At 59.1% G+C, this 13,330-nt stretch carries 10 protein-coding genes; 5 read left to right on the top strand and 5 right to left on the bottom strand.

Annotated elements, in window-relative coordinates; translation table 11 throughout:
- Positions 1-33: 33 nt before the first annotated feature.
- The 4 genes from BDD14_RS15815 to BDD14_RS15800 all read right to left on the bottom strand — a co-directional run bounded on the left by BDD14_RS15815 (position 34) and on the right by BDD14_RS15800 (position 4,740).
- Complete coding sequence (locus BDD14_RS15815; RefSeq protein WP_130419650.1) at positions 34-2,766, bottom strand: ABC transporter permease; 2,733 nt, start codon at positions 2,764-2,766, stop codon at positions 34-36.
- 24 nt (positions 2,767-2,790) lie between these two features.
- The gene (locus tag BDD14_RS15810; RefSeq protein WP_130419649.1) at positions 2,791-3,156 is read right to left on the bottom strand and encodes a PadR family transcriptional regulator; all 366 of its coding nucleotides are present in this window, start codon (positions 3,154-3,156) and stop codon (positions 2,791-2,793) included.
- A 136-nt stretch (positions 3,157-3,292) separates the two neighbouring features.
- Entirely contained in the window at positions 3,293-3,817 is a 525-nt protein-coding gene (locus BDD14_RS15805; protein WP_242617975.1) for a thioredoxin domain-containing protein, read from the bottom strand.
- A 161-nt stretch (positions 3,818-3,978) separates the two neighbouring features.
- Complete coding sequence (locus BDD14_RS15800; RefSeq protein WP_130419648.1) at positions 3,979-4,740, bottom strand: hypothetical protein; 762 nt, start codon at positions 4,738-4,740, stop codon at positions 3,979-3,981.
- A gap of 19 nt (positions 4,741-4,759) precedes the next feature.
- Here BDD14_RS15800 and BDD14_RS15795 point away from each other — a divergent pair, with 19 nt between their 5' ends.
- A complete protein-coding gene (locus BDD14_RS15795; protein WP_130419647.1) occupies positions 4,760-5,077 on the top strand; it encodes a hypothetical protein in 318 nt (105 codons plus the stop codon).
- Positions 5,078-5,346: 269 nt separating this feature from the next.
- Here the strand turns inward: BDD14_RS15795 and BDD14_RS15790 are convergent, their stop codons facing one another.
- Complete coding sequence (locus tag BDD14_RS15790; protein WP_130419646.1) at positions 5,347-5,550, bottom strand: hypothetical protein; 204 nt, start codon at positions 5,548-5,550, stop codon at positions 5,347-5,349.
- Positions 5,551-5,865: 315 nt separating this feature from the next.
- On the opposite strand from BDD14_RS15790, the gene BDD14_RS15785 reads away from it, so the two are divergent.
- The 4 genes from BDD14_RS15785 (at position 5,866) to BDD14_RS15770 (ending at position 13,308) form a co-directional block, all read left to right on the top strand.
- Positions 5,866-7,644: a M20/M25/M40 family metallo-hydrolase gene (locus BDD14_RS15785; RefSeq protein ID WP_130419645.1), complete on the top strand. Its 1,779-nt coding sequence runs from the start codon at positions 5,866-5,868 to the stop codon at positions 7,642-7,644.
- A 208-nt stretch (positions 7,645-7,852) separates the two neighbouring features.
- Positions 7,853-9,487, top strand: coding sequence for a phospholipase C (locus tag BDD14_RS15780; RefSeq protein ID WP_130419644.1), 1,635 nt, complete (start codon positions 7,853-7,855; stop codon positions 9,485-9,487).
- A gap of 103 nt (positions 9,488-9,590) precedes the next feature.
- A complete protein-coding gene (locus tag BDD14_RS15775; protein ID WP_242617974.1) occupies positions 9,591-11,192 on the top strand; it encodes a multicopper oxidase family protein in 1,602 nt (533 codons plus the stop codon).
- A gap of 154 nt (positions 11,193-11,346) precedes the next feature.
- Complete coding sequence (locus tag BDD14_RS15770; RefSeq protein WP_130419643.1) at positions 11,347-13,308, top strand: C1 family peptidase; 1,962 nt, start codon at positions 11,347-11,349, stop codon at positions 13,306-13,308.
- The last annotated feature ends 22 nt before the right edge of the window (positions 13,309-13,330 follow it).

Here is a 13,330-nt window from a genome sequence, read left to right as displayed (position 1 = left end):
TTGGCCGATGTAAAAGATTGTCTCCAACTGGTGTTATTCGTAGCGGAGCGCGACGGTCGGATCGATGCGCGAGGCTCGTCTCGCGGGCAGATAGCCTGCGATCAGAGCAACCAGCAACAGAGTGGCGGTTGCCGCAATGAGGCTGAGCGGATCGGTAGCTCTTAGACCGTAGAGCATTGTGGAGACGAGGCGGCTTCCGATGAGCGTGGCTGGAACTCCTACAGCGATACCGATGGCGATGAGAAGAACTACATCGCGCATGACGAGCCAGCGGACGTTGGAGCGCGCGGCGCCAAGAGCCATGCGGATGCCGATCTCGCCGGTGCGGCGGCTTACAAGATAGGACATGAGGCCGTAGATTCCGATGCAGGAGAGAAAGACCGCGAGCAGACCGAAGAAGGCGGAGAGCTGTGCGACGAGGCGCTGATTGGCGATCGTGCGTTGGACCTGCGCATCAAGCGTGGTGATGTGGCTGATGGGCAGGATTCGGTTGACGGAATGAATGGCGTGCTGCACGCCGGAGGAGATGGCATTGAAGTCGCCTTCGTAGCGCACGGCCAGACTGCCGTAGCCCGAGGGATGTTGCGGGTTGGGGACGTAGTCGATGTACCTCTGCTGTTCATCGAGGCGGCCAAACTTTACGTCCTTGACGAGGCCGATGACCTCGACGTCGGTGTCGGGGAGAGGGTCGTGTCCCATGAAGTAGTGGCGGCCAATGGGATTGCCCCCTGCGGGGAAGAGGTCGCGTGCGACGCTCTCGCTGATGATGACGACCTTGTGCGAGGTGGCGGTATCCGCTGGGGTGAAGGTGCGGCCCGCGAGAAGCGGGATCTGCATGGTGCGGAAGAAGTCGTTGCCGATGACGTTGTGCTGGACGTCGATGCGCTCGTTGTAACCGGCGCCAGGTACGTTAATAGAACCGTTCCAGCTTCCCTGGTGGAAGAAGAAGGAGGCAAAGCTGGCCCCTTTGACTCCGGGAAGCGAGGCGATACGCTGTTCGATCTCGCGGAACATAGCGATCATGCGCGGATCCCGCGCCTTAAGGCCGAGGACATCGGAGTCGATGTCGAGGCGAAGGACGCCGGTACTCGCAAAGCCGGTATCGATGTGGGTGAGGTTGACGAGGCTGCGTAGGAAGAGCACGGCGGCGACGGTGAGCACGACCGAGAGGGCGACCTGACCGATGACGAGCGCCTTGCCCAACGGAGTTCGTGTGGCTGCGTGGGAGGAGCCGCGGCCATCCTTGAGGGCTTCGGTGACTTCGATGCGCGAGGCGCGAAATGCCGGCACGATGCCGAAGAGGACGACAGTGCCGATGGTAGCGAAGAGGGTGAAGAGGAGCAGGCGCAGGTTGAGCGAGACGTCGAGCGGGATAGGATCAGCGTCGAAGCCTCCGGAGATCATGCGCAAAAGAAGGCGGTCGGCGACAGCGGCGAAGGCGATGCCGAGCGCGCCGCCAGCGATGGCGAGGATGAAACTTTCGGTGAGCAATTGCCGGATGAGACGCAGGCGCCGTGCGCCGAGGGCCTGGCGCACGGCGAACTCACGAGCGCGCGCCGTGGAGCGGGCCAAGAGGAGATTGGCGATGTTGGCGCAGGCGATGAGCAGCACGAGCACGGTGACTCCCATGAGGATCTTGAGCGGATCGGAGAAACCATGGCGCAGATAGGAGAGGCCGGTGGCCATTGAAGTGACCGGGACGTGCGTCTTTTCGAGATGCTGAAGGTTGTAGGCGTTAAGCTTGGCGTCAGGGAAGGCGCGGATGATCTGCTGGTAAAGAACGTTGACGTTGGCTTCGGCCTGCGTGCGGCTAACGCCCGGCTTGAGCCGACCGAGGATGAGGTTTGACTGGAAGAAGTTGTCTTTGTAGCCGTTCGAGTGTGGAGGAATAGCCTTCATCATCGACATAGGGACCCAGAGATCGGGTGCGTGACCGACCATGATTCCGAAGAAGTCGGGCGGCGCGACGCCGACGATGTTGAAAGTAGTGTCTCCGAGCTTCACGGTATGGTTGAGCACATTGGGATCACCGGCGAGAGCGCGCTGCCACCACGCATAGCTGATGACCGCAACGGGGTGGTCGCCTTCGGAGTTGTCATCGGCGTCGGTGAGCATGCGGCCCAGGGCGGGTTCGACGCCAAGGGTGGGAAAGAAGGTTCCAGAGACGATGTCGACCATGATTGGCTCCATCTGGTCGCGATGGTCGATGATGCCGTGCGGGTTGGCATTCATGCTGAAGACGCTGGCGACATCGGAGAAGACATCGTTCTTCTGCTGGAACTGGCGGAAGAAGGGATAGGAGTAGAGGGTGGTGGAACCGTAGCGGTCGGTGACTCCGGCCTCATCGCCGTCGCCGAGGACCACAAGCTGAGTGGGATCTTTGACGGGAAGAGAGCGCAGCATGATGGCATCCATGAAGCTGAAGATGGCGGTGTTGGCTCCGATGCCGAGGCCAAGGGAGAGGAGCGCGACGATCGTAAGAGCGGGGCTGCGCAGCATCGACCGAACGCCGTACGACACATCCTGCAGAAAGGTCTCGAGCCAGTTCCATCCCCATGCCATATGACTGTTCTCCCTGAGTACGGTTGGATTGCCGAATCCGCGCCGGGCGGCGCGACGCGCAGAGGCGGCCGAGAGGCCAGACTCTCTGTGCCGCTGTTCGCGCAGTTCGAGATGAAGCTGAAGTTCTTCGTCGAGATCGCGCTGAAACCGATCGCGGTGGAGGAGCATTTCGAGCCGTCGTTTGAGTTCGCCAGGCAGATTCATAGCTGGTCTCCTCGGGAGGTGGTGTCAGGCCGTCTGGATGACGCGCGCGATGGCTCCCATGACCCGCTGGAACTGGGAGACCTCGATGTGGAGCTGGCTGTGTCCGTCGGGAGTGAGGGTGTAGTAGCGGGCACGACGGTTGCCGGAGGTTACTCCCCACTCTGCTGCGACCCAGCCCTTGATGAGCATGCGCTGGAGAGCGGGATAGAGCGAGCCTTCCTCTACCTGGAGGATTTCGTCGGACTGCTGCTGGATGGATTCCGCGATCTCATAGCCGTGAAGCCGGCCACGAACGGCGAGGGTCTTGAGGACAAGGAGATAGAGTGTGCCTGGAGGGATTTCGTCACGATCTTCCGACGGGGCGGATCTCCGGTTGATGAGGGCGGCCATAAAGCAAATTCCTCCCGCGAACACTGACATAGTCTAACTATGGAAGTAATATCTCCGGATTCGATGCCTGTCAAGAGTTGGCTTAGTTAACCGGCCGGCCGGTGCAGAGGTTCACACGTTTGCGTGCGGCTTACGGTCAGCTAATAGACGCCCACCGGGTACGGAAGTGAAGTTTGCTAGAGCTGTCAAAACATTGACGGTGCAAAGAGGCCGCTTCTGCGCTTAGGTGGTGCGTGCGGAGTCGAGCCAGCTTTCCATCTGCTGGTGGCCTACGAGGCCGGCCTGCTGCGAGACGAGTTTGGCCTCCGGAGAAGACGGCGAAGTTGGGAATGCCACGCACGTTGTAGCGGGCCGAGAGTTGGGGATTCTGCTCGGTGTCGACCTTGAGGACCAGGGCGCGACCCTTGGTGTCGGCTGCGGTTCGTGCGACCTCATGGGCGGCCATGCGGCAGGGTCCGCACCATTCGGCCCAGAAGTCGACCAGGATTGGAACAGGGGCATTCTGCACGATCTCGTCGAAGAGCTGCGTATCTACGGGTATCGGTTCGCCGACGGGGGCGAGCTCATTTTTGCAGGCCCCGCACCGGCCTGTGTCGGCAAGACGGGTCGCGGGGATGCGATTCTTCTGCCCGCAGTTGGGGCAGGTTCGGATCACTGGCATGGCGTTCGGCTCCGGCTTTGTTGGATGCGAAAGGGGAGGGCGAAGATACAACTGGGACAAAAGGGGGGAGCTTATTCGACGTTGGCAGGCACACGTTCGTCCGCGGAAAGGGCGGAGCAGGAAGGGTGGGAGAGGCATCTGGCCGAAGCGAAGGGCTCGGCTTAGGCGCGGCGGCGGTAGCGGATGGCGAACTCGTAGCCGGAGTTGGGCGGAAAGAGTTTGGCGACGTGGCGCAGGCGCTCTGCAAGGGCTTGCGGGGCCAGAAGCGGGTACTCGCGCTCGCGCAGCTCGGTGTAGTCGAAGTCGATGGAGAGCGAGAGCAGATAGATGGCGATGGCGTCGGAGAAGGCGCTCTCGAGAAAGCTGGTCTTGGCACGCTCATCGATGGTGGACTTGCCTTCGGACCTTCCGGCGAGCGAGAGATTGCGGCTCTCCCAGGCGTCCTGCGAGGTCTCGCCCCGGACATCGGCGAGGGCCTGGGTCCAGGCGAGCTGCTGAAAGCTTTCGGGAACTCCGGCAACATCGACGAAAGCATGGCCGACGTTGATGAAGAACTCGAAGGACAGGGCAAAGCGGTCGCCGAGAAGGCGGGTGGAGATGAAGACTCCGTCGGCGTCGTCGAGAGTGACGTTGCGGTGGCAGATGGCCTGGTCGCCGAGCTCGGTGGTGTAGGCCGGAGCCACAAGGGTGGCATCGCCAGCGCGGCCTTCGCTGAGGGCGAGCGGAACGAAGTAGTAGGCCTTGCGGGCCAGAGCCGAGGCGATGGCCGAAGGAACGGCCTGCACCATGCGTTCGAGATCGGGCCCGTCGAGGCTGTTATCGCCAAAGGCTGCAAACGCAATGCCGTTAGGTGCATGATGCACCGCTGTCTCGCGAGCCACCTGTACGGCCCGCAGTAATCCGTTTTGAACGCCTTCTGCCATAAAGCAGTATTCTACTGGTATGACGCCAGGATCGCAGGAAGAAGGAATACCACGACAGACGCAGGAAGCAAAAGCAAATCTCTTCGGGGTGCCGATGGGCGACCTGGGATGGTTCGCGAGCCTGCTGATGGGAGCCGCCGTTGGATTTTCAGCCTTCTTCGCGGCGACCTTTGTGGGGATCTTCGGAATCCTGATTTACAACTCGACGACCCACCAGAATGTGGACCTCGCGCTGAGCTACGCGCGGGGCGGGTTGACCGTCGGCGTAATCACACTGATGGCGGCGTGGGGATACCTGGGCACGCTGTGGGTGAAGCGGATCACTCGTAAAAGCTAGCAGTATCCTGCAGTTGAAGACTGTCTATGACTGGCCTGGCGGGACCGAGCCTCTAGTTCTGCTTTGTATAGATGAGCTTAGAGGGTGTCGAAGCCAAGCGTTCGCGCATGGTCCGTGGGAACGGTCTGCATAGGTTCTCCGCAAGCCTAGGCCTCAGAGACAACGGCTGCGCAGGGAGTAAGCGGGATCGAGATTCGGACCCGCAGGTTGAGCAGCTGCATCTTTCCTGGATTCTTCAGATGCTTGTGCTGCCGCCTGGGTGGACCTGGTTAGGTGGCCTTGCGCTGGAAGTTGGTCTTTTTGGTATTGGCGAACGAATCTTTGGCCTTGACCGATGCCGCCGACTGCCCCGGGACCGCCTTTGCGCCATTCTTTGCCTGGGCCGCTTTTTCGCGCAGCGCTTGAAGCTTCTGCGCCTTGGGGCCCAGACCGCCGATCTTTATTCCGCCTGCTTTCGGGATGAAGTCACTCATATGGAGATTTTCTCATGCCGGGAACTTTCGGTGAACGGCCTGGCTCAAGCGCAATGGTTCATCCAGCTCACGGCCAGTCGAACTATCTTGTGACGATTGAGTTCGACCGGTGGGAAGGGTCTGCATCGTTCCTCCAAGGCTGACCACAAAAGGAACTCGGCAAAAGTGACTACGGGTTTTTACTTACCGCACTTCGAAACATTGGTTTCGACGCCGCTTTTATCAACTTTTTCGCCTGTGCCTTCGTCTCCATAGCCATTCTGCTATTCTTCGTTGTCCGATCACCCCTTATTTACTTTTGGAGGACCTTCAGGCATGTCACTCGTTCGCACCGTTGCGCGTTGGAGTTTTTATACGGCTGCAGTTGCTGGTCTCGCGATTCCCTCTGTTGCAGCCGACAAAAGGCCCGTCAAAAAAGAACCCATCGCAGAGACACCTTCTTATTACGGCCCGCAGCCGGCTCGAGAGAATCTCGACCTGACGATGTATGCGCGCATCCGCGAAGAAGGCTTCAAACACTCGCACGTCATGGAGTTTGCCGACGCGCTGACGAACGGTATCGGGCCACGGCTTACGGGTTCGCCCAACATGAAGAAGGCAAATGAGTGGACCTGCAACACCCTGACGAAGATTGGCCTGGAGAACGCGCACCTGGAGGACTGGGGTGAGTTCGGCATGGGATGGCAACAGATCAATACGTGGGGACGGATGATCACGCCCGACCCGGAGCCTCTCTGGCTGCAGGCGGCGCCGTGGTCGCCGGCGACGAACGGAACACTCACCGGCGAGGCAGTTTACGTGAACCTCAGCGAGGCAAAGGATCTCGACAAGTACAAGGGCAAGCTGAAGGGCAAGATCGTCCTCTTTGGGGGGATTCGTACGACTCCTGACCTGACGGACCCTCTCTTCCGTCGCTATACCGCGGAGGATCTGGCGGAGATGGAGACCTATCCGACAAGCGACGGTCGTCCCGGCGCTCCTAACGTTCAGCAGTTGATGGCCGACCGCAGAAAGCAGGCTGAGCTGCGGACCGAAGCGCTGAAGATGATGACCGCTGAAGGAGTAGCCGCGATCATCACTCCGACTCGCGATGGACGCAATAGCGGCGGCACCGGCATTATCTTCGACGACAACGGCGCGAATTTGATTCGCGGCGCGCAGACGAAGGAGACGGCAGTAACGATTCCGAACGCCGTCATGATGATCGAGCACTACAACCGTCTGGCGCGTCTGCTGGAACATAATGTACCGGTAACGCTGGAACTGAACATCGAGACGAAGTTCACGGGCGATCACGAGCATGGCTTCGACACGGTGGCGGAGATTCCGGGTTCCGATCCCAGGCTGAAGGACCAGGTGGTGATGGTGGGAGGCCATCTCGACAGCTGGATCTCTGGAACGGGCGCAACCGACAATGCGGCTGGTTCGGTCGTGGCTATGGAGGCCGTGCGCATCCTGAAGGCGCTTGACCTGAAGCCTCGACGAACGGTCCGGATTGCGCTGTGGTCGGGCGAGGAGGAGGGTCTGTTCGGATCGCAGGGGTATGTGAAGCAGCACTTCGGAACGTTTGCCGAACCGGAGCATCCAGACCCGACAGGCACGCCAAGCTTCATGCGGCGGCGTGGAAAGCTGACGACGACGAAGGAGTGGGAGACGCTGGACGCCTACTACAACCTGGACAACGGTACGGGCAAAATCCGCGGCGTCTATACCCAGGAGAACTATGCCATTGCACCGATCTTTGCGCAGTGGATCGCTCCGCTGAAGGATCTTGGCGTTACCACCCTCAGCTATCGGGATACGGGCGGAACCGACCACCTGTCGTTCGATGCTGTGGGCCTGCCGGGCTTTCAGTACATCCAGGACCCGATGGACTATGAGACGCGCACGCATCACTCTGATATGGACACCTTCGACCGGCTTCATGCCGAGGATCTGGAGCAGGCGGCTGTGATCGAGGCGATCTTCCTTTACAACACGAGCGAGCGGGAGGCGATGATGCCGCGCAAGCCATTCCCGCATCCTGAGCTCGAACCTCAGAAGACGGCACCGATCCCGGGAATCTATCCGAACGCTGTAACTGAAACGAAATAATAGAGAAGCCTGGACTTTATTGGAAGGCAGAGCGGCGGGAGCCTGGAGCTTTCGCCGTTCTTCATTTAAAGGGATGGAGTGACCGGCTAAGCACTTTTCTCGGTACATTTCGAACAATTCATTTCACAGTTACCGTTTTTTCACGATCGATGACTACACCTTTGGTTATGGCCAGACGAGTAGATAGGCCCTAGTTCAAGGAGATCGTATGCAGAAATTTTTTGCGAGCACTGTCGCCACGATGCTTGTGGCAGGACAGATCATGGGGCCCTCGCTTGCGACTGCGCAAGCAAACTCTAAAGAGTCGTCCACGCCGATCAAGCACCTGGTAGTGATCTTCCAGGAGAACGTCTCCTTCGATCACTACTTCGGCACTTACCCGATGGCACTGAACCCCCATGGAGAACCCAGGTTTGTAGCCGCGCCGGGAACACCCGGAGTGAATGGCTACACCGACGATCTTCTGTATAACAATCCGAATTTCCTGAACAAGACCCTGAATGGCGCTTCCGCCTCCAATCCGTTTCGTCTGGGCCGCTCGGAGGCGGCAACGGCCGATCAGGATCACGACTACACCCCGGAGCAACAGGCATTCCATGGCGGCCTGATGGACGGGTTCCCGAAGTACACGGGAACGCCCGGACCTCCTCCTGCTGGTCAGGCGACCAATGCGCTGGTGATGGGCTACTACGACGGCAACACGGTTACGGCGTTGTGGAACTATGCGCAGCAGTATGCGATGAGCGATAACTCGTATGACACGACGTTTGGCCCTTCCACTCCTGGAGCGATCAACCTGGTCTCCGGCCAGACGGGCGGAATCGTCGATTCGGTGAGCGCGGGTGATTCGGTGGTTCCGGACGGAAGCGGCGGACAGACGCTGATCAGCGATGCAGACCCGATTGGTGATGTGTGCTCGGGCACAGGGACGGTACGGTTCGGCGGCCAGAACATCGGCGACCTGTTGAACAGCCGTGGTGTGACCTGGGGATTCTTCGAGGGAGGTTTCGACCTGACCAAGACGAATGCCGATGGATCGACGGGCTGCAGCCGCAGCACCACTTCCAAAGTCACGATGACGAAGAAGGCGGACTATATTCCCCACCATCAGCCGTTCCAGTACTACGCTTCGACGGCGAACCCGAAGCATCTTCGGCCTTCGTCGGTGCACACGATCGGCTCCGACGATCAGGCGAACCATCAGTACGATACGGACGACTTCTTCGCCGCTGTAAAAGCGGGGAACTTCCCGGCGATAAGCTTTCTGAAGGCTCCTGGGTACCAGGACGGCCATGCAGGCTATTCGGACCCGCTGGATGAGCAGGCTTTCATCGTTCAGGTCATCAACTTCCTGCAGCAGCAAGGTCGTGACTGGGAGCACACTGCAGTCGTGATCGCGTATGACGACTCCGACGGTTGGTACGATCACCAGATGAGCCCGATCGTGAACCAGTCCGCGTCGGAGGCTGACGCGCTGGTGGCAACCGGATCCTGCGGCGACGGCTCGACGGCGCTTCCCAGCCCCACGGCGCTGCACGCGCAGGGCCGCTGCGGATATGGTCCGAGACTGCCGCTGCTGGTCGTCTCACCGTATGCAAAGCATAACTATGTAGATCACACGGTGACGGATCAGAGCTCGATCCTTCGCTTCATTGAAGACAACTGGGTCGGCGGACAGAGGATTGAAGGCTCGTTCGACAGCCGGGCGGGCTCGCTGCTGAACATGTTCGACTTCAGGAATCCGCAGAATGGTTCCTTCCTGCTCGATGAAGGCACGGGCCTTCCGACAAACAATCATGGTGGCAAGGATCACGACGGGGACTCGGGCAGAGGCTGGTTCTAGTTCTCCAGAAGCGTTGAGGTAGTAGCTTTGACGAAGGGTGCTGGAGGCGGTTCGCTCCGGCACCCCTCGTTTCTTTGTTTGTGAAAGAAAGAGGCGGACGGTTTTGATCTCTCGGAGAAGCTTTCTGCAACGGGCCGGCGTTCTGGCCACCGGACTATCCCTTGAAAAATCCGCAGTCGCGAGTGGAATGGTTGCGCCATCGATGGCGCTCGACCCAAGTATGCTGAAACCGTTCGTCGATCCGTTGCCGCTGCCTGCGGTGATGAAGAACAGTGGAATCCGCCCCGATCCAGACGATGCCGCGAAGAGCGTTCCCTTCTATCGCGTGGCAATGGAAGAGATTCACCAGAAGGTTCATCGTGATTTGCCTCCGACGCGGATGTGGGGATTTAACGGCAGCTCGCCGGGACCGATCTTCGAGACGCGAAGCGGCCAGGGCCTGATGGTGGAGTGGGCGAACCAGCTTCCGGGGAAACACTTTCTTCCGATCGATCACACGCTGCATGGAGCCGAAACCGATAAGCCTGAGGTGCGGTGCGTCATTCACCTGCACGGAGGACGGACCCCCCCGACAAGCGATGGATACCCGGAGGATTGGGTGGTGCCGGGCAAATCGCTGCTCTATCACTACCCGAATAAGCAGAATGCAGCGCTGCTGTTCTACCACGACCATACGATGGGTATAAATCGGCTCAACATTTATGCGGGTCTGCAAGGCATGTTCGTCATTCGCGATGAGGTTGAAGATGCGCTGAACCTTCCGAAGGGAAGGTACGAGATCCCGCTGATGCTCTTCGATCGATTTTTGCGGTCCGATGGGCAGCTGGAGTATCCGGTCTCCGGCGATCCGAAGTCACCTTGGGTTCCCGAGGTGTATAGCAACGTGATGCTGGCGAATGGGAGGCTTTTTCCATACCTTGAGGTGGAGCCGCGCAGGTATCGATTTCGTGTGATGAATGGGTCGAATGCGCGTTTCTTTCGACTCTCTTTCGGCGACCTGCTGGAGCTGCATGTGATCGGTGGAGACCAGGGTCTATTGCAGGCGCCGGTTAAGACGCAACACGCTTTGCTGACACCGGCCGAGCGGACAGACATTGTCTTCGATTTCAGCAAGCACGCTGGCGAGAAGATCGTATTGAAGAGTGACAGCTTCGACATTATGGAGTTTCGAGTAGCGGCCCCGGGTGCGAAGGACTCGAGTTCGCTGCCTGCGATGCTGCGTCCCGTTGCCCGGATTCCGGAGAGCAACGCTGTGCGAACGCGGCGCCTGACGCTCGACGAGACGATGAACAAGGTTCAGGAGTCGATGGGGATGCTACTGAACAATACTCCCTGGCACATGCCGGTGACAGAAAAGCCGGTGATCGACACGACGGAGATCTGGGAGCTGGTGAACCTGACCGAAGATACCCATCCCATCCATCTCCATCTGGTGAAGTTCCAAGTGCTGGACCGACGCAGCTTCGATGTCTTCCACTTTCAGGACACGGGCGAAATGCGATACACCAATCGCGCTATTCCTGCTGGCCCCGAAGAAGCAGGATGGAAGGATACAGTCCGCTGCGAGAAGGGGCACGTGACCCGCATCATCGTGCCATTTGAGGGCTACACGGGACGCTATGTATGGCATTGTCACCTGCTGGAGCACGAAGACAATGAGATGATGCGGCCGTTCGAGGTGGTGGAGCAAGGCCATGACGGGTAGTCTCCTCCTACTTCTCGATGCGCGAGGTAACCAGTCGAGAAAACTCGTCAGCGAACAGAACTTATTGAAAGTGCGCAGCAGTGGGTTATTGTAGACCGGACAAATAGTTCAACCCGGGCCCGTTTTGTTTCACTTCCAACCGAGAGAGGTCTGCATGGCGACGAAGACGAAGAAGCAGTCTGTCCTAAGCAAGAAGAAATCGGCGTCAAAGAAGACAGCGAAGAAGGCTACCAAAAAAACAGCCGTACGCAAGTGGCCAAAACGAAATGTGGTTCCCGATAGCATTGATCTTCGCGACCGGGCTTATCAGCCTTCCGTAATGCTAATTCCTGCTGAGGTGCTGGCTCCTTCCATCAATATTCCGGTACTGAATCAGCGGTTGACGAGCGCGTGCACCGGATTCGCGCTGGCCAGCGTGATCTTTCACCTGCAACACAAGGCGAAGCGCGAGAAGGTTCCGCAGCCGGTATCGTCCTTCATGCTGTACTCGATGGCGCGGCGTTATGACGAGTTTCCGGGCGACCCGACGAAGGACACGGGGTCTAGCCTGCGCGGCGCGATGAAGGGCTGGTACAAGTACGGCGCCTGTGCGGCGCGTCTGTGGCGTACGGCGGCGATGCCGGCTCCCGCTGCGAATCCTGATGACGATTGGTGGCAGGATGCGGTTCGACGCCCACTGGGTGCGTATTATCGCGTGGACACGCGAAGCGTAACCGATATGCAGGTTGCGCTGAACGAGATCGGGGTCCTTTACGCCAGTGCTGTGTGCCATACAGGGTGGATGGAGGGATTGAAGCCCAGGCTTCGCGGCAGGCCAACGATCAAGCCGAGCGATGACTACTGGGTGATTCCACGCAAGGAGGCAACGCCGGAGGATGGTGCGCACGCCTTCGCGATCGTGGGCTACACCCGTGAGGGATTTATTATCCAGAACTCGTGGGATACAAACTGGGGAACGGGCGGACGCGCAGTGCTGACCTACCAGGACTGGACCGAGAATGCGATGGACTGCTGGGTGGCGCAGCTTGGCGTGACGACCGACCTGCACACGGAGATCGCAAGCTCGGCCACGCTGCGAGTGAAGCAGGGCCGGGTTCAACTGGCGAGTGACGAGACGCTGAGGAACCGGGAGATCGGTCCCTTCATCATCGACATGGAGAACAACGGCAAGCTCAGCAATACCGGAGACTTCCGCACCCAGGACAGCGATGTGATGGCACTGCTGAACCAGCAGTTGGGCGAGGCGAGGAAGAAGTGGGGACTACGCGACAGCCAGCCCGTTGATGTTGCGATCTACGCTCACGGAGGCCTGACCTCAGAAGACGATGCGGCCAGAACGGCAGCACAATGGATTCCCGCGATGTATGACCGGCAGATCTTTCCTGTCTTTCTGATGTGGGAGACCGATCTGTTCGCTACCCTGAAGAACATCTGGGCCGATATCGCTGCAAAGCAGCCGCGAACTACCGGTGCGGTAATGGATCGGGTGAGAGGCTGGTGGAATTCCCGGCTGGAACGGCTGCTTGCGGTTCCGGGCTCCAGTGTGTGGGGCCAGATGAAGCAGAACGCGGACGCGATTTCAAGCGCGCAGGAGAGCGGCGGACTCAAGCTGTACGAAGCAAGTAAGAGATCGCCCTACTTCAAGGATATGTCGAAAGTCAGGCTGCACTTGGTCGGACACTCGGCAGGTGCGATCGTTCATAGCTACATCGTGAACAGGCTTAAGTGGAACTTCGAAACCGTGAACTTTATGGCTCCCGCGGTGCGCGCCGATGTGTTTCAAAGTCAGGTTGTGCCTGCCATTCGAAGCGGAAAGGTGAAGCAGTACAACCAATTCGAGCTGACAGACGAGATGGAGCAGAAGGATCCTACCTGCAAGCCGATCCTCGACTACAGCCGTTCGCTGCTGTACCTGGTCTCGCAGTCTTTTGAGAAGGGCGAGGTAACACCGATTCTGGGGATGGAGAGGTACTTTGCAAGCGAGGTTCTCTCGCTCGGCCTTCGGAATGTCGCAACCTTCAAAGCACCCCAGCAGTACTCGAAGAGCACGACCCACGGCGGCTTTGATAATGACACGACGACGCGGGACAAGATTCTTTCGCTGATCAAAGGCTGAGATATTCCGTCACTTCGCTCGA

This window comes from Edaphobacter modestus (assembly GCF_004217555.1).
GTDB classification, from domain to species: Bacteria; Acidobacteriota; Terriglobia; order Terriglobales; family Acidobacteriaceae; genus Edaphobacter; species Edaphobacter modestus.
The sequence above is the reverse complement of the archived record's forward strand: the minus strand, read 5'-3'. Positions and strand labels throughout refer to the sequence as shown.